The 17132-nt window shown below is 32.1% G+C and carries 15 protein-coding genes; 3 read left to right on the top strand and 12 right to left on the bottom strand.

Annotated elements, in window-relative coordinates; genetic code table 11:
• Nucleotides 1–3: 3 nt before the first annotated feature.
• From ACFWUA_RS05695 to ACFWUA_RS05685, 3 genes are all read right to left on the bottom strand, one after another.
• Nucleotides 4–639 carry a GntR family transcriptional regulator gene (locus ACFWUA_RS05695; protein ID WP_416197106.1) on the bottom strand — a complete coding sequence of 212 codons (636 nt, stop codon included), beginning with the start codon at nucleotides 637–639 and terminating at the stop codon, nucleotides 4–6.
• A 98-nt stretch (nucleotides 640–737) separates the two neighbouring features.
• A complete protein-coding gene (locus ACFWUA_RS05690; protein WP_416197105.1) occupies nucleotides 738–1424 on the bottom strand; it encodes a phosphoribosylaminoimidazolesuccinocarboxamide synthase in 687 nt (228 codons plus the stop codon).
• A gap of 99 nt (nucleotides 1425–1523) precedes the next feature.
• Nucleotides 1524–2282 carry an exodeoxyribonuclease III gene (locus ACFWUA_RS05685; RefSeq protein ID WP_416197104.1) on the bottom strand — a complete coding sequence of 253 codons (759 nt, stop codon included), beginning with the start codon at nucleotides 2280–2282 and terminating at the stop codon, nucleotides 1524–1526.
• A 141-nt stretch (nucleotides 2283–2423) separates the two neighbouring features.
• On the opposite strand from ACFWUA_RS05685, the gene ACFWUA_RS05680 reads away from it, so the two are divergent.
• Together ACFWUA_RS05680 and ACFWUA_RS05675 are read left to right on the top strand one after the other, a co-directional pair.
• Nucleotides 2424–3761: a TldD/PmbA family protein gene (locus ACFWUA_RS05680; protein ID WP_416197103.1), complete on the top strand. Its 1338-nt coding sequence runs from the start codon at nucleotides 2424–2426 to the stop codon at nucleotides 3759–3761.
• Nucleotides 3762–3774: 13 nt separating this feature from the next.
• Nucleotides 3775–5007, top strand: coding sequence for a metallopeptidase TldD-related protein (locus ACFWUA_RS05675; RefSeq protein ID WP_416197102.1), 1233 nt, complete (start codon nucleotides 3775–3777; stop codon nucleotides 5005–5007).
• 59 nt (nucleotides 5008–5066) lie between these two features.
• Here the strand turns inward: ACFWUA_RS05675 and ACFWUA_RS05670 are convergent, their stop codons facing one another.
• The 8 genes from ACFWUA_RS05670 to ACFWUA_RS05635 form a co-directional block, all read right to left on the bottom strand.
• A complete protein-coding gene (locus ACFWUA_RS05670; RefSeq protein ID WP_416197101.1) occupies nucleotides 5067–6305 on the bottom strand; it encodes an amidohydrolase family protein in 1239 nt (412 codons plus the stop codon).
• A 113-nt stretch (nucleotides 6306–6418) separates the two neighbouring features.
• On the bottom strand, nucleotides 6419–7759 hold the full coding sequence (locus tag ACFWUA_RS05665; protein WP_416197100.1) for a TldD/PmbA family protein: 1341 nt from the start codon (nucleotides 7757–7759) through the stop codon (nucleotides 6419–6421).
• The gene (locus tag ACFWUA_RS05660) at nucleotides 7760–9148 is read right to left on the bottom strand and encodes a TldD/PmbA family protein (protein ID WP_416197099.1); all 1389 of its coding nucleotides are present in this window, start codon (nucleotides 9146–9148) and stop codon (nucleotides 7760–7762) included.
• Between the two features lie 25 nt (nucleotides 9149–9173).
• Nucleotides 9174–10130: an ABC transporter ATP-binding protein gene (locus ACFWUA_RS05655; protein ID WP_416197098.1), complete on the bottom strand. Its 957-nt coding sequence runs from the start codon at nucleotides 10128–10130 to the stop codon at nucleotides 9174–9176.
• Nucleotides 10123–11151, bottom strand: coding sequence for an ABC transporter ATP-binding protein (locus ACFWUA_RS05650; RefSeq protein WP_416197097.1), 1029 nt, complete (start codon nucleotides 11149–11151; stop codon nucleotides 10123–10125). The genes ACFWUA_RS05655 and ACFWUA_RS05650 overlap by 8 nt, the downstream gene beginning before the upstream one ends.
• A gap of 12 nt (nucleotides 11152–11163) precedes the next feature.
• Complete coding sequence (locus ACFWUA_RS05645) at nucleotides 11164–12084, bottom strand: ABC transporter permease (protein ID WP_416197096.1); 921 nt, start codon at nucleotides 12082–12084, stop codon at nucleotides 11164–11166.
• Nucleotides 12085–12096: 12 nt separating this feature from the next.
• Nucleotides 12097–13029, bottom strand: a complete 933-nt coding sequence (locus ACFWUA_RS05640; RefSeq protein WP_416197095.1) for an ABC transporter permease — start codon at nucleotides 13027–13029, stop codon at nucleotides 12097–12099.
• Nucleotides 13030–13104: 75 nt separating this feature from the next.
• Nucleotides 13105–14796 (bottom strand): peptide ABC transporter substrate-binding protein, encoded by a 1692-nt coding sequence (locus ACFWUA_RS05635; RefSeq protein ID WP_416197094.1) that lies wholly within the window; start codon nucleotides 14794–14796, stop codon nucleotides 13105–13107.
• 275 nt (nucleotides 14797–15071) lie between these two features.
• Here ACFWUA_RS05635 and ACFWUA_RS05630 point away from each other — a divergent pair, with 275 nt between their 5' ends.
• Entirely contained in the window at nucleotides 15072–16124 is a 1053-nt protein-coding gene (locus ACFWUA_RS05630) for an ArsR family transcriptional regulator (RefSeq protein ID WP_416197093.1), read from the top strand.
• A gap of 28 nt (nucleotides 16125–16152) precedes the next feature.
• On the opposite strand, the gene ACFWUA_RS05625 is transcribed toward ACFWUA_RS05630, so the two are convergent.
• Nucleotides 16153–17028, bottom strand: a complete 876-nt coding sequence (locus ACFWUA_RS05625; RefSeq protein ID WP_416197092.1) for a pyridoxamine kinase — start codon at nucleotides 17026–17028, stop codon at nucleotides 16153–16155.
• Nucleotides 17029–17132 lie beyond the last annotated feature (104 nt).

Genomic DNA, 17132 nt, shown 5'->3' with positions numbered 1-17132 from the left:
TTTTTAAAGCATTTCTTGTTTTATTTTTTCTACAAAAGCATCAATATGTTCTCTTGCATATTTTTCTGCCATATCCATATCTTTTTCTTTTATAGCTTCTAGGACTTTTCCCAATGTATCGGTAAATATCGCCATAGAATCTATATATTGTTCAGAATAGTGCCATAATCTTTCAGTGTGTATATGGAGACTACTGAGAACATCACCTAAGCAAGGATTTTCACTACTTAAAAATATGATGTTGTGAAATCTTTCATCATCATTTATTGCCTCTTGATAATCTTCAACTATATCATAAGATTCAAGACGATGAAGTATAGTTTCTAACTCACGAATATTTCCATCTGAAATCCTTTCCGTAGCTAATCTTGCTGCATAAGGGTCCAATATTCTAGTTACTTCAAAAACTGATTTCATGTACTTAAAATCAATAGGCGTGACTTGGGCTCCAAACCTTGGAATTATATTGAGCAATTTGTCATTGCTCAACTGTTGGAATATTTTCCTTATAGGAGTTCTACTTATATCGAATTCATTAGCCACATCAACCTCATTTAGTACCTCACCTGGTTCATAATCCAATTCAATTATCCTTCTTTTTAACACTTCATAAATTTTATCTGTATCAATTTTACCCACAGCACATAACCCCTCATGAATTATATTTATAATACTACTCATTATTATATAAATATATAACTTTTTATGCAATGAGTAAAATTATAGCATATAAAAATTTAATCTTCCAACATAAGTTTTTCTAATTCCAATGGTTCTATATACTGACCATCTTTATATGCTCTCATATTCCCGCCTGATATCTCATCTATCAGAGCAATTTCATTGGTTTCGCCTATTCTACCAAATTCAAATTTTATATCATACAATTCAATACCTTTTTTAGCTAATTCTTCTTTTACAATATTCCCTATTTTTTGTGTTAAATTCTTTAACACTTTGTATTCATCTTTGGATAATATTCCCAACATATCAAGTGCATCTTCAGTAATAGGAGGATCTTGACGAAGATCATCTTTAAGAGTCACTTCAACAAAAGCATCCAAAGGCTGACCTTCCTTTGCATACATACCATATCTACGTAAAAAACTTCCCACTGCTCTATAACGGCATATTACTTCAATTCCATTCCCAAATACTTTAGCTGGCTTTACTGTCATAGTTGCTTCTTCAATATTTGCATCTATATAGTGAGTAGGTATTCCTTTTTCATTTAACAATTCAAAAAAATATTTTGTAAGCCTAAGTCCAGCTCTACCTGCTCCTTCCATAGTAAGTCCCACTGTATTTGCTCCTGGATCAAATACCCCATTTTCACCTGTCACATCATCTTTAAACTTAAGTAAATAATTTCCGTCTTCTAAAGAATATACATCTTTTGTCTTGCCTTTGTAAACAATGTTCATTACTATTAGCTCCTTTTTTAAAATTTTTATCTATAATGTTTTATATGTTATATTATATATCATCTTTTTTCTAAAAATCAATTACAATATGCTTAAAAATTATTTTAATTTTATCTCAAGAACTACAGGACAATGGTCACTGCCCATGACATCTGAATGAATCTCTGCAGCTATAAGCCTATCTTCAAGCTCTTTAGACACGAGAAAATAATCAATTCTCCAACCAGCATTTCTTTCTCTGGCTTTTGTGATATATGACCACCAAGTATAAGCCTCTTCCTTGTCAGGATAGAAATATCTAAATGTATCTATAAAACCAGAATTTAAAAGTTCTGTCATTTTCCCTCTTTCTTCATCAGTAAAACCTGCATTTTTCCTATTTATACTTGGATTTTTTAAGTCTATTTCCTTGTGGGCTACATTCAAATCCCCACATATAATGACAGGCTTTTTAGAATCTAACTCTAATAAATAACTCCTAAACATATCTTCCCAATCCATTCTATATTCAAGTCTTGCCAGTTCTCTTTGACTATTTGGTGTATATACATTGACTAAATAAAAATCTTTGTATTCCAATGTTATAACTCTTCCTTCTTTGTCATGTTCTTCAATACCTACTCCATATTTGACAGATAAAGGCTTCTTCTTCGTAAATACAGCTGTACCTGAATAGCCTTTCTTCTCGGCATAGTTCCAATAGTCATAGTATCCTTCTAAATCTAGTTCTATCTGCCCCTCTTGCAATTTCGTCTCTTGAATACAAAAAATATCTGCATCTACTTCCTTAAAATAATCTAAAAATCCTTTTTTCATACAAGCTCTAATTCCATTTACATTCCAAGAAATAAGTTTCATATTCTCCCTCCCTTTAGTATTTTCCTATATTCATGATTTATTTTATTATAACATAATAATTTAAAACTAATATCTCCCAATATGATATAATGCTATTTGATGCTATTTGATGATATTATCAATATAAAAGGAGGCATGCTTATGTTTGATTTCCCAAAAGGTCTATATACAGATGTCCGTATAGAAGATGTATATGAAACAAAAATTATTTACACTATGGGAGAAATTGAAGAATCTAAAATTAGAAGTTATAAAGCAGCTTTTATAAGGATATTTGATGGCGAAAGATGGTATTATAGTTCTACATCAAATATAGAAAATATTCAAAAAGAAATAAATTCTCTATCTTCCTATGCAAAACCTAATCAAAAAATAGACGATGATCCCATTGTTGCAAAATTTCAAGTAAATATAGAAAATTTAATTAAATTTAAAGATAATGATGTAACTAAAATTGGAATTGATGAAAAGCAAAATTTATTAAAAGAATACTTCCCAATACTACGAGAAAATGAACTCATTAAACATTGGAAAACCATTTATGTAGATAAAAAAACAAACAAAGAATTTTATTCCAGCAAAGGTGCAAAAATTCTATATGATACACAAGTTGTTGGTCTCTCCATAAGGATGCAATTTGTTAAAGGTGAGAAAAGGTTTTCAGAAAGTTTTCAAAAGTCTTCCACCAATTTTAATGATATAAAAGGTAAAACAGAAGAATGTAAATCTTATATCAAAAAATGTGAAGATTTTCTATTAAATTCTCAACCTATCAAACCGGGAAAATACACAGTCGTACTATCTCCATTAGCTGCAGGAGTATTTGCCCATGAGAGCTTTGGCCATAAAAGTGAATCTGACTTTATGATAGGCGATGAAACCATGAAAAAAGAATGGGCTATAGGAAAAAAAGTTGGAAGCGATATACTTTCTATTGTAGATGATGGCAATGTAAGTGGAAGTGGATATGTACCTTTTGATGATGAAGGCACAAAGGCTGAAAAGACCTATCTTGTAAAAAACGGTATACTTAGCGGACGACTTCACAGTGCTATTACAGCTCATTATCTAGAAGAAGAATTAACTGGAAATGCTAGAGCAATGAATTTTGAATATGAACCTATCGTTAGAATGACAACCACATATATAGAATCTGGAAATAAAACAAAAGATGAACTTTTCTCTGAAGTCAAAGAGGGAATATATATAGAAACCATAAAACATGGATCTGGAATGTCAACTTTCACAATAGCACCATCCCTTGCCTATTATATAAAGGATGGTAAAATTGCAGAGCCAGTGAATATTTCAGTAGTCACTGGAAATGTAATGGAAACTTTAAATGAAATAGATGGCCTTTCTGATGAAGTTGAAATACTTTGCTTTATATTGGGCGGATGTGGAAAAATGGAACAATTTCCTCTGCCAGTAGGCTTCGGCGGACCTTTCGTCAGAGTTAAAAATTTAAATGTTCAATAGGAGGTGGAGATAAATGGTTAAAGAAAAATATACAAGTAGAGTTAAAGAAGTATCAATAAATGTCAACCAGACTAGAATAGATTCTATTAGACATAAAGATATTGAAAAAACAGGACTTAGAGTATACGAAAACGGATATATCGGATATGCAGGTGCTATTGGAAACTATGAAGAAGCCGAATTGGAAAAAAGAGCAAAAGCTACCCTTGACAATAAAATCCCATATGAATATGAACTTGAAGAAAACAAAGTACAAAACGAAGATTTTTCTTTAAAAATAATCGAAGAAGATAAATTGGTAGAAGAACTTGAAGAACTGTTGAGCGTACTTAGAAAAGAACAATCCGACTTCTATTTCTCTCATAAATTTAACCTCAATGAATATAATATTAAGCTTGTAAATGACAAGGGCCTTGATTTATCATATAAAGATAGAGTCATCTCATTGGAATTGTTATTTAAAGAAAAAAAATCTGTAAACATAATGGATGGCTTTGTAGGTTTTTGGGGAAGAAAATATGATCGCTCTTTGGCATTAAAAGATATCAACCATGTATGTAATGCTTACAAAAACAAAGTAGATCTTCCAAAAAAAGAAATATTCCCTGTTGTATTTGCTACAGATGAGACTTTGCCCTTAAAGAAACTTGTTCAGGATTTAGATGGAAATAACTTTGGCAGCAATAGCTCATTGTTAAGTGGCAAAAAAGGTAAAAAGGTATTCAATGAAAACTTTACATTGTACCAAAACAACAATCCTTTAGACACCTTCCTTCCATTCTTTGATGCAGAAGGAGTTATAAATAAAGACTATAGATATACTCTAATTGAAAATGGTATTGTTATGGCACCCTATACAGATAAGAAAACATCTAGAAAATATAATCTAGATTTAACTGGAGCTGCAACTAGCGAATATGATGGAGTACCTACATTGGGAATTCCAGAATTGAAAATTAAAGAATCGGAAAAAACTGCCAAGGAATTGTTGGGCGGTGAAATGGGAATCTTCGTACTAATGGCCTCAGGTGGAGACTTTACGCCAGAAGGAAATTTTGGGACTCCTGTGCAATTGGCCTTTTTGTTTGATGGAGAAAAATTTGTAGGAAGACTTCCTGAACTAAATGTATCTTCAAATGTCTTTGATATGTTTGGAAATTCATTTAGAGGCGTAAGTAAAAACACTATAAGTCCTCTTTTAAATAGCAGATTCTTAATAATGGATATGAAAGTATCGGAAATATAAGCTGTCTTTTAAAAAATATCTTAGTGCTTTGCACTAAGATATTTTTTGGCCTTTATTCACTATGCTCTTTTAACAAATTCTCCTTCTTTCATTATAACTTCCATTTTTTCAACAGCAATATTATGAATGTCTTCTAATGGATTCCCATCAAGAACAAGTAAATCAGCAAACTTGCCATTTTCAAGAGTTCCTGTTATATCATCTATTTTAAGCATTTCAGCACCATTTTTGGTTGCAGCCATTATAGTTTCCATTTCCGTTAGTCCTGATTTGTTAAGTGTATATATTTCAGTGATAGCATATTTGCCATATGGAGTCAAACTACTACAGAAAGAATCAGAACCTACTGTGATTCTAATACCCTTTTTATTGGCATTTTGCAAATTGTCAATAATACGATTTAGTTCTTTTTCAGCAGTAGTTTTTCCTGGATACTTGTCATGAATTGGTCTATATGGTGGTTCATATACAGTAAACCATTCATAGAAGAATTGAAGAGTTGGACAAAATGTAATATCTTTTTCTTTCATTATTTGGAGACATTCTTCATTTAATTCTTGACCATGAATGATAGCTGATACTCCAGCCTTACAAGAATTTAATGCTCCTTCATACCCTTCAGCATGAGACCATACAGGTAGTCCTACCATATTGGCTTCATCAACAACTGCTTGAATTTCTTCCATACAATAATGAGGATCAGCCTTTGCGTCGTGCCTCCATATTCCTCCACCTGTTGACCAAATTTTAATAGCATCTGGATTTTCACGAATTCTTCTTCTCACAGCTTTTCTAAGCTCCCAAGGACCATCTACACGTTCAGCCCAAGGATGAGAGGCATCGTTATATTCTAATGGCAGTCTATGAGAATCTCCATGTCCTGCTGTCCTGCAAAATCCAAGTCCAGTTGCAACTACTCTTGGACCAGGGATGACACCTGCTTCAATCATATTTCGAATATGTATACCCGAACGAGAAATTTCTCCTACAGATGTAAGTCCGTGCTCTAATGCTTCACGAGCTTGTGCTACAGCGACTATTGTCTTTTGAATAACTGGTTCAAGAACCCAGTCTGAATCATCGTCAGTTAGATTTCCACTAAAATGAAGATGAGTATCAATAAGACCTGGCATAATGGTTTTCCCAGTGATATCTATTTTCTCATAATCTTCTCCAAATTCCATCATTGACCCAGCATATTGAATTTTCTTGTCTTCAACAAGCACCAGTGAATTTTTAACCGGCTCTCTTCCAGTACCATCTATTAGTAACCCACCTACAAATGCAACCTTCTTCATTTTTATCCCTCCTGCTATTTCTTGATTTCATCCCAATTTATATTGTACTCTATTCTATAGTCCTTATCAATAATCTTTTAAAACTAAAAGAAGATGGTATATACCATCTTCTTTTAGTTTCCTGCTACTGTTAAACTATTTATCTTTATAGAGGGAGAGCCAAAATAGTTCATATTTGGGAACGAAAATTTAGTGTCATTCCCTATAGCAGTTATATTAACCAATAAATCATAGAAATTTCCTGCAATAGTTATTTGACAAATCGGTTTAGAAATTTGTCCCTTTTCTATTAAAAATCCACTAGAAGATAGCGAAAAATCGCCTGAAATAGGATTGATTCCTGCGTGTAATCCTTGTATATCAGTAATCATAATTCCCATATTCATAGAATTTATCATATCTTCTAGAGTAGAATCTCCTTTTCCAATATACATATTAGTTGGTAAAACTCCTATAGAACCTTTATGAGAAGTTCTAAATCCATTGCCTGTTGATTTTAATCCTTCTTTTTCGGCAGTTTTTGTGTTGTGAAGAAAAGTCTTAAATATACCCTTCTCAATTATATATTTAGAAAATGTAGGATTCCCTTCATCATCAAAAGTTCTAGAAATTATACCATTACTAAGCAAAGGATCTTCCACTATATTCAATAAATCACTACCTACTTTTTCTCCAATTTTGCCCTTCATCATAGATAAATTTCTTTGCACTATATCTCCAAAAAAAACTTGGGCCATAGAGCTAAATAAATTAGCTGCTACATTGTTTCTAAGTATTATTTCATAATTCCCCGATGCTATTGTTGTAGCATTAAGCATATTTACAGCATCACTAGCAGCATCTTTTACTAAAACATTCTTATATTCATCTAATAAGTCATCAATGACCATATATGAATATCCTGTTTTTACATCTTCTCCATCCTTAGCTACAACAGAAAGATTTAAAATTCCAATACTATATTTATCTTCTAATTCTAATCCATTTGTATTTTTTATAAATACGCAATTTGTATACTCTTCATAGCTACAATTTTCAACTATATTTATCCTCTTATCATAATCAAAAGCTTCTTTTTCAATAGATTTCAAAAAATCTATTTTTTCTTCCTCTGTATATTTACTTAATTTACTATTTTTTTTACCTAAATTTTTATATTGTTCTTTTGGATTTGCCAATACTTCAATATATTCTTTTTCATTGCTTTCAGCATATTCAATTAAATTCCCAAGAAGTTCTTCTATGGAATCTTCTGTTATTTTTTCAGTATACGAATATCCCATTTTGCCTTTGTATATTCCTCTTAAAGACAAAGCATTTTCTTCCGCTATACTATAGCCTTCTAAATTCCCTTCATATATATTTATATTCATAGAAGAATTCTTCACCATATAAATTTCCATATCTTCAATTCCATATTCTTTTCCTCTATCAAATATCAATTGGGTATTCACTTATTCATCCTCCCTTCCACCTACCGTCATTGACTTAACTCTAATAGTAGGTTGGCCTGCCCCTATAAATATCGCTCCACTAGAAGCAAAACAATAACCTTGCCCTATTTTTAAATTGTTTCCTACCATATCTACATCTTGGAGGATTTTGCTTCCATTTCCAATAAGAGTCGCACCTTTTACAGGTTTAGTTATCTTGCCGTTTTCAATCATATAGGCCTCTGAAAGGGAAAAATTAAAATCGCCTGTAGCTGGATTTACAGATCCAGCATTTATATATTTTGCAAATAATCCATATTCAGTATTTTCTATTATTTCTTCTCTTGTACTACTTCCATTATCTATATAAGTATTAGTCATCCTTGAGGTTGGAGCAAATCTATAGGATTGTCTCCTACCTGAAGCTGTAGATTCCATGCCCATTCTTCTTCCATTTAATTTATCAATCATATAACTTTTTAGTATCCCATTTTCAATAAGAACATTTCTTTGAGTTTTCTTGCCCTCATCATCCACTCCAAGTGAGCCCCATGAATTCTCAATAGAACCATCATCTATCAATGTAACAACACTAGATGCTATTTGTTCTCCTATTTTATTTGAAAAAACAGATATTCCCTTTGATACAGATGAAGCTTCTAAGCTATGACCACATGCTTCATGAAACATTAATCCACCAAAGCCATTATCTACTACAACAGGCATTACCCCTGCTGGGCAATGATCTGCATGTACCATAGTTTTTGCAATCCTAGCTGCTTCTCTTGCATAGTCTTCAATATCTATAGTGTCATAGAACTCCAAGCCCATCAAAGCCCCAGGTCCTACATAACCTGTTTCCATTTGTCCACCATATTCTGCTGCTACTACCATTAGCATTCGTGTTCTGACTCTTTTATCTTCTACAAAAACACCTTCTGTATTAGCTATAAGAACATTTTGTTCTTGGTCTATAAAATTTATTGTTACTTGAGATATTTCATCATCATAATTTTGGGCCGCAGAAGTGGCTCTTTTCATAAGCTCTACTTTTTGCTTCATCTTTATATTACTTGGAAGTATTTTATATTTATGGACATTGGGTTGCACTATCTTATCAAAATTTATGACTAAATCCTTTTTATTTCCTTTAATAGTCTTTGACGCCTTTTCCGTGATTTTTATGAGATTGTCCCTTGATAAATCATTAGTATAGGCATAAATACTATTAAGACCATTAAAAATTCTAATACCTATACCATAATCTCTACCACTCATTCCGTTCTCAATACAGCCTCCTACAGTAGCCATTTCTGTAGTATAATTATCTTCCAAAAAAACTTCTACAAAATCGCCACCATTTGAAAGTGCTGTATAAAAAATATCCTCTATGATAGATTTGTTTAACATTTACATCTCTCCAATCTATCCATCCCTAAAAAAGATGACAAGCAACAAAATGATTTTTCTCTACTTCTTTTAGTTCTGGAGTTATTTTCCCGCATATCTCTTTGGCATGAATACATCTTTTCATAAATTTACATCCTTCAGGAGTATTTATAGGACTTGGAACTTCTCCTTCAAGTTTGATTCTATTTCTATTGTCCTCTATTTTAGGATCTGGTATAGGAATTGCCGATATCAACGCTTGAGTATAAGGATGCATAGGCTTTTCATATAAATCATGATTACTAGCTAGTTCTACAATTGAACCAAGATACATTACTCCTACTCTATCAGAAATATGTTTTACCATTGACAAATCATGGGATATAAACAAATACGTCAAGCCTAGTTCTCTTTGCAATTTAATTAACAAATTAACAATTTGAGCTTGAATAGACACATCTAATGCAGAAATAGGTTCATCACATACTATAAACTCTGGTTCCACTGCTAAAGCTCTAGCAATACCTATTCTCTGTCTTTGCCCACCTGAAAGTTCATGGGGAAACCTAGCACTATGTTCACTATTTAGCCCAACCTTTCCCAACAAGCTATCAATTTTTTCTTGTCTTTCTTTGTGGCTTAATTTTATATGAACATCAATCCCTTCACCTATAATATCTCCTATAGTCATTCTTGGATCTAACGAAGCATAAGGATCTTGAAAAATCATTTGAGCATTTTTTTTGAACTTAAGTTTTTCTTCTCTATTCATAGCATGAATATCTTTGCCATTGTAGTATACATGACCAGCTGTTGCCTGATAAATACCCAATACTGTTCTTCCACAAGTAGTCTTCCCGCAACCAGATTCTCCTACCAGTCCAAGAGTTTCACCTTTTTTTATATTGAAACTAACATTATCTACGGCTTTTAAGGTTCTATCTTTCCCCACAGAAAAATATTTTTTCAAATTTACTACTTCTATTAAATTTTCATTATTCATCTCTTTCACCTCTCAATACTGCTGGCCTTTCTGTTTTAGGAGCATAAGGGTGTTGTAACCAACAAGATAAACTATGTGTATCCGATAATTTTGTTATCTCCGGCTTTTCTTCTAGACATATTTCCATGCAATGCTCACATCTAGAACTAAATGGACATCCTTTTAAAGGTAGTATCAAATCTGGTGGTGTTCCTCCCAATGCATAAAGTTCTTCTTTACCTTTTGTATTTAGTCGTGGAACGGAACTTAACAATGCCCAAGTATAAGGGTGCATACTATTGTAGAAGATTTCATCCCTAGTTCCTCTTTCCACAACTTGCCCTGCATACATAACTTGAATTTTATCTGCAAAATTAGCAACAACTCCTAAATCATGAGTTACAAGTATTATAGCTGTCTCAAATTCTTTCTTTAATTCCTTTAATAAATCCAATATTTGTGCTTGTATAGTCACATCTAAAGCTGTTGTAGGTTCATCAGCTATCAATATTTTGGGATTGCACGATAGAGCAATAGCTATCATAACCCTTTGTCTCATACCGCCTGAAAGCTGATGAGGAAAGCTCTTTATTCTTTCCTTTGCATTTGGTATGTTCACCAATTCTAGAAGCTTTATAGCTTCTTTTTCCGCTTCTTTTTTATTTAATTTTTTGTGGATCTTCAAACTTTCCATAATTTGATTGCCTATAGTCATAGTTGGATTTAAAGAAGTCATTGGATCCTGAAATATCATGCTTATATCTTCTCCTCTAAAGGAGCTAAGCCTCTTTTTAGACATCTTTAAAACATCTTCACCGTTAAATATAATTTCTGATCCCTTTTTAATTTCAGCTGGAGGAACTTTTAGCAATCTCATTATGGCTTTTGCCGTTACAGTTTTGCCACAACCAGATTCACCAACCAATGCCAAAGTTTCCCCTTTGTCCAAATCAAAATCAATACCTCTTACAGCTCTAACTTCTCCTGCATAGGTATGAAAAGAAACTTGCAAATTTTTTACTTCTAAAATCTTTTCCACCATTATCCCTCCTTTTTATTGACGTAGTTTTGGATCTAGTGCGTCTCTAAGTCCATCACCTAAAAGCGTAAATGACAACATCGTTAAAGCAATCATCAAAGAAGGGAAAAACATTTGATGAGGATAGAAGATAAAGTTCTGTTGTGCTGCTGATGCTAATGCACCCCAAGAAGTATTTGGAGGCTGTACTCCAAGCCCTATATATGATAAAAATGTTTCAGCAAAAATGTATCCTGGAATATCAAAAGTTATAGCAACTATGACAATCCCAAGAACATTTGGTATAAGGTGTTTTGTTATTATCTTCCAAGGGCTTACCCCTAATGTCTCCGCTGCCATTATATATTCTTGTTGTTTTACTTGTAGCATTTGACCTCTAACCAATCTTGCCATACCACACCAGCCAGTCAATGTCAAAGATAAAATCATAGTTCCTAAACTTCTAGATTCAGTCACTATTGAGATGAGAATGACCACAATTAAATAAGGAATACTAATGAGTATTTCTACAATTCTCATCATAATATTATCTACTTTCCCACCAAAATAAGCTGCAATTCCTCCATATATACAGCCAATTATAGTATCTATAATTGCACCTAAAATACCAATTATCATGGAAATTCTACCTGCTTGCCAAACTCTTGAAAAAACATCCCTTCCCAATTCATCAGTACCAAACCAATGCTCACTATTAGGCTTCATATTTACTTTTGAAGGATCAACTGTTTTGTAAGAATACCCATTTAAATGAGGTCCTATTATTGTCATTATGATTAAAGTCAACAAAACAATAATCGATAACATAGCCACTTTATTTGTTTTAAGTCTTCTCCATGCATCTTGCCAATATCCCATTCTAGGTCTTGCCATTGTATCTCCCTTAGAAACATCCATTGGCACTTTTTTGAATTTATCCTTAGAAATTCCTTCCATAAATCTATCCTCCTACTTATCATTTGAAACTCTTATTCTTGGATCTACTACTCCATACAATAAATCAACAATTAATTGAGAAAATACAAACAATGCTGCAAAGAAAATCGTAGTACCTATTATCATGGTATAGTCTCTATCATTAATAGCACTTACATAATAAAATCCAAGTCCTGGAATTCCAAATATTTTTTCTATAACAAAAGAACCTGTAAAAATTCCAGCTATTTGTGGACCTAAAATGGTAATAGCAGGTAAAATGGCATTCCTAAATACATGCTTTCTAACCACATTGAAAGGACTAACGCCTTTAGCTTGAGCTGTAAGAATATAATCTTGATTGATCACTTCTAGTACATTAGAACGCATATACCTAGCATAAGTTGCTATAGAACCAAAACACATGGCAATAGTAGGAAGAATTGTATGTTTAAAATCCCCCCAACCAAATGTTGGCAACAACTCTAATTTCACAGTAAATACATACTGAAGTAATGCAGCTATAATAAACACTGGCACCGTAACTCCCAATATAGCAATAAACATAACCAAATAATCTGGCCATCTATTTCTATTTAAAGCTGCAACTATACCCAAAACTATTCCTATTGTGACTCCTATAAATAATGCCTGAAAACCTAGTTTCCCTGATATTTTGGCGTGTTTCAAAATAGTATCTGTAACAGGTCTACCAGGATATCTTAAAGACTCACCAAAATCTCCCTTTGTAAAAATATTCTTCAAAAATTTTCCATACTGAACTATGACTGGTTTGTTCAATCCATATTTTTCATAATAATTAAGTCTAATTTGTTCTGGCAATTTTTTAGCCATATGTGCTAATGGATCCCCAGGTATACTATGCATTAAAAAAAACGTCAATGTCATAATGATAAATAGGGTAAGAAACATATAGCCAATTCTTTTTACAATATATTTACCCATTGCAATTCTCCTTCCTGTTTGCTATAAGATAGCAGTTTGTAAACTAAATTCACAAACTGCTATCCATTTTTCAAACTATTGTCTTCCTTTAGTATATCCGTATTTGTATCCTGAAGTACCAAATGGCGTAACTCCCAAACCTTTAACATATTTGTATTTAAATACATTAGATCTTGGATATACTGTTGGCGCCAATACAGATTCATCATATAACAATATTTTTTCAGCTTCAGTGTAGTATTCTAAACGTTTCTTTTCATCCATTTCTTTAGAAGCTAAACTTATAAGTTCATCATATCTAGCATTAGACCAACCTGTTTGAATTGCCCCTGAGTCAGATTTTAACAAACTAAGCAATGATATAGGATCATTGAACTCTGCTCCCCAAGCCATATAGCCAATTTGGAATTCACCTTTCTCTACCATAGATGAAAACACTGGCCATTCAACAAATTCCACTTCAAAATTAACACCAAGGTTTTTGTTATACATTTGTTGTACATATTCCCCATAAGTCCTAAACCATTGATCAGTTGAACCTAGAGTCATTTTTACAGTAAGTTTGGATGGATCTGTATCCATACCCAATTCCTCTAATCCCTTAACTAAAAGAGCTTTTGGATCTTTATTTTCCTCTGCCAATTTCTTTAATGGCTCTTCAACTAAAGTTCTATACTCATCATCTCCAACATATATACTTGGAGATACCCAACCATATGCTGGAACATTAATGCCATGGAATATAACATCTGCCAATTCTTCTCTATCTATAGCTAAAGAAAAAGCTTTCCTCACATTAGCATTTTTGAATAATTCATCTTTAGTATTAAAAAACATGAAAAACGTATTTGGATTAATTACCTCAAGTTGCTCTAAATTCTTATTTTCTTTAAATCTTTCTATCCATTCTGGTTTGCCAACACCTGTTGAATCTATGGAACCATTTGCTAAAGAATTGTAAATCGCATTTTCATCAGAAAGTATTTTTATATTTACATTGTTCAATTTAACTTTATCTGCATCCCAGTAATTTTCATTTTTTGCTAAAACTATTTCGCTATTATGTGCCCAATTTGATATAATAAATGGTCCATTGTATACCAATGTATCAATTTCAGACCCATATTTATCTCCATATTTTTCTACCATATCTTGTCTTTGTGGCATCATGACTCTCTGATAAGTCAATTGCAAGAAATATGGTGTAGGAGATTCAAGAGTTATCTCAAGAGTTTTGTCATCAAGAGATTTAACACCCAATTCTTCTACTGGCAATTCTCCACTATTTACCTTTACTGCATTTTTTATAGGAGCCAATAAATATGCATATGGTGCAGCTGTATCTGGATTTAATGTTCTCTTGATACCATATTCATAATCTTGAGCTTTTACTGGTTCTCCATCAGACCATTTTGCATCTCTTATTTTAAAAGTCCATACAGTACCATCTTCATTGTGTTCCCAGCTTTCAGCACCTGCTGGAGCTAGAATATTCTTTAAATCTTTATCTTCCTCTAATCTAGTAAGTGGTTCAAGTACATTGTTTAAAATTCCATTTGAATAGGAATCTGAACCTTTAGAAGCATCTAATGTACTAGGTTCAGCACTCATGATAAGATTTAAATATTGTTCCTTATCAATTTCTTGTTCAGCTACTTCTTTACCACCTTGATCATTAACTTTAGATTCGTTTTTCCCACAACCCGTAAGAGTTGTTAGAAGTAATACTAACATAACAATTAGAGATAAATACCTTTTGGTTTTCATGATAAACCTCCTTATTTGTTTTTTATAATCCACGGAAAAGCTCTAGTACTATTAATGTAAAGCTTTTCACATTGGATTTTAGGGCCCTGTAACTACTTTGTTAGACTTTTAACTATAGATATTATTTATAGTCCATGCTTACAGTATAGAAAATTTTCTAACATTAGTCAATATTTTTCTAATATTGAATTAGAAAAATATCTAATATTTATTTTTAGATTGTTCACACATTAATCATATTGTGCTAATATATATATAGAATGGGGGTAGATGCTTTGGAATATGAAATAGAATACAACAAGGCCATGGAATTTATAAATGCCATATTTAAGTATTCAAATAGCAAGCAGCAACAGTCTATATGGAATAGTAAGGTTTTGAAAAATGACCCAGCAAAAGAACTACTGGATTTTTCTCCAAGTAAAGAAGTCAAAGATTGGCTTAAATATATAGATACTCACATTTCGCCTTTCTTAAGAAATGACTTAATTTTTATAGCAGGAAAAACCATTAATTTGTTAGATGTATGCTTTGATTTAGTTATAAAAAAAGATCTAAAAGAACCTTGTGAATTAATTGAAACTTTAAAAAGTTTGGACAGTTGGACCCTTGTTGAACTAATTTATGAAAAATATGATTCTAATATTAGTTTAGAAAATGATGATATGATCATAAAAAGTGCCCTAACTGAAATTTGCGATGAAGAAATATCTTCCATTTTCATGCAAATAAAAAATCATCCCGAGGAATACAAGACAGAAGTAATAAAAATATTTGAAACATTTTATGAATTGTATTATAACCCTTTTGAAAACAAAGTATACACATTTATGAAAGAAAGATGCAATAAACACAACAAAACATTCAAAGAAAATCCTATAAATTTTTTAAATACTATAGGACTAGGAGATTATTCAAAATTTATAATTGAAAAAAAGAAATTTAGAATTTTTGTCAGCTTTTATATTGATTTAGGAGTATTTCATTTCAATATTGATAACGATTTCATTATGCTATTTGGCCACACTATTGAACATAGATTTGAAAATAAACTGACTCGAGAAAAATGTAAAGCTCTATTCAAAGCCCTCTCTGATGAAACAAGATTAGATATAATAAAAATCACAAGCCAGCGTCCTTGGTACAATAAAGAATTAGCAGATTATTTTAATTTATCGACAGCAACTTTGTCCTATCATTTAAATTTGCTGCTTGATTTAGATATAATTAATTTCGAACCTAGCGTCAACAATAGATACTATTACACAACAGATAAAAAACATCTAAAAAAACTGTTTGATATGGCCTTAAATGAAATAGTTGAATAAATAAAAGGGAATCCCTCTAAGATTCCCTCTATTCCATCAATTCATAGTGACTATTTATAATTGGATATTTCAAAGTATCTAATACTCTTTCTAAAAGGACTCCCTCTCTTTCGGGATATCCAAATCCATAGCTTGCTGTAATTGCGTTTGTAATAAATTGAGCTGCTCTATTCAAAGCCATAGGCAAACTATCTCCTGTAAGTAGACTGCCAACTAAAACTGATGTAAATGCATCCCCTGTGCCTGGATATTTTACAGGAATATATTTACAATCCACTTTCCAAAACTTATTGTTTATCTTGTCATAAGCCATAACATCTGTAGTGTTTTCTTTGTCCTCATCTAGAACAGATGTTATGACAACTGTACTTGGTCCCATGTCTGACAATTCAACCAACCATTCTTTTATTTCATCTTCTCTGATACTTATAACATCAGATTTATTCAATAGATATGCTGCTTCTGTAAAATTTGGAGTGATAATATCTGCTTTTTTTATCAAATATCTCATCTTTTCTACCATATTCATATCCATAGTCGAATACAAATCTCCATTATCTCCCATGACAGGATCTATTACTATAAGATTGGAAGACCTTTTGAAACTTTCAATAAACTTAAATATTATATCTATTTGTTTTGGTGAACCTAAAAATCCACTGTATATACAGTCAAAGTCTAGATTTTCTCTCTTCCAATGATTCATATAACTTTCCATATGGCCAGTTAAATCTACAAATGTAAAATCTTCAAATCCATCTGTTTGAGTGGATAGTATTGCCGTTGGAAAGGGACATACTTGAATACCCATTGTTGAAAGTATGGGTATTATTGTGGTTAGAGACGCTCTGCCAAATCCAGACAAATCATGTATGGCAGCAACTCTTTTTACTGGATTTTTCATTAAGTTTCATCCCCTCGATAAAAATAATACTCTTATATGATTATAATACATTTTATACGATATCCATAGTCTTTACTTCAATTTTATAGTATATATCTAAGCAT

The organism is Sporanaerobacter sp., from assembly GCF_047830725.1.
GTDB lineage: Bacteria > Bacillota > Clostridia > Tissierellales > Sporanaerobacteraceae > Sporanaerobacter.
This window is presented reverse-complemented; position numbering and strand designations above follow the sequence as displayed.

Excerpts from the sequence above, each read along its gene's own strand:
- ACFWUA_RS05675 (WP_416197102.1), top strand. The coding sequence starts at position 3,775 with ATGGTTAAAGAAAAATATACAAGTAGAGTTAAAGAAGTATCAATAAAT.
- ACFWUA_RS05655 (WP_416197098.1), bottom strand. The coding sequence starts at position 10,130 with ATGAATAATGAAAATTTAATAGAAGTAGTAAATTTGAAAAAATATTTT.
- ACFWUA_RS05645 (WP_416197096.1), bottom strand. The coding sequence starts at position 12,084 with ATGGAAGGAATTTCTAAGGATAAATTCAAAAAAGTGCCAATGGATGTT.
- ACFWUA_RS05625 (WP_416197092.1), bottom strand. The coding sequence starts at position 17,028 with ATGAAAAATCCAGTAAAAAGAGTTGCTGCCATACATGATTTGTCTGGA.
- ACFWUA_RS05635 (WP_416197094.1), bottom strand. The coding sequence starts at position 14,796 with ATGAAAACCAAAAGGTATTTATCTCTAATTGTTATGTTAGTATTACTT.
- ACFWUA_RS05690 (WP_416197105.1), bottom strand. The coding sequence starts at position 1,424 with ATGAACATTGTTTACAAAGGCAAGACAAAAGATGTATATTCTTTAGAA.
- ACFWUA_RS05670 (WP_416197101.1), bottom strand. The coding sequence starts at position 6,305 with ATGAAGAAGGTTGCATTTGTAGGTGGGTTACTAATAGATGGTACTGGA.
- ACFWUA_RS05680 (WP_416197103.1), top strand. The coding sequence starts at position 2,424 with ATGTTTGATTTCCCAAAAGGTCTATATACAGATGTCCGTATAGAAGAT.
- ACFWUA_RS05640 (WP_416197095.1), bottom strand. The coding sequence starts at position 13,029 with ATGGGTAAATATATTGTAAAAAGAATTGGCTATATGTTTCTTACCCTA.
- ACFWUA_RS05660 (WP_416197099.1), bottom strand. The coding sequence starts at position 9,148 with ATGTTAAACAAATCTATCATAGAGGATATTTTTTATACAGCACTTTCA.
- ACFWUA_RS05650 (WP_416197097.1), bottom strand. The coding sequence starts at position 11,151 with ATGGTGGAAAAGATTTTAGAAGTAAAAAATTTGCAAGTTTCTTTTCAT.
- ACFWUA_RS05685 (WP_416197104.1), bottom strand. The coding sequence starts at position 2,282 with ATGAAACTTATTTCTTGGAATGTAAATGGAATTAGAGCTTGTATGAAA.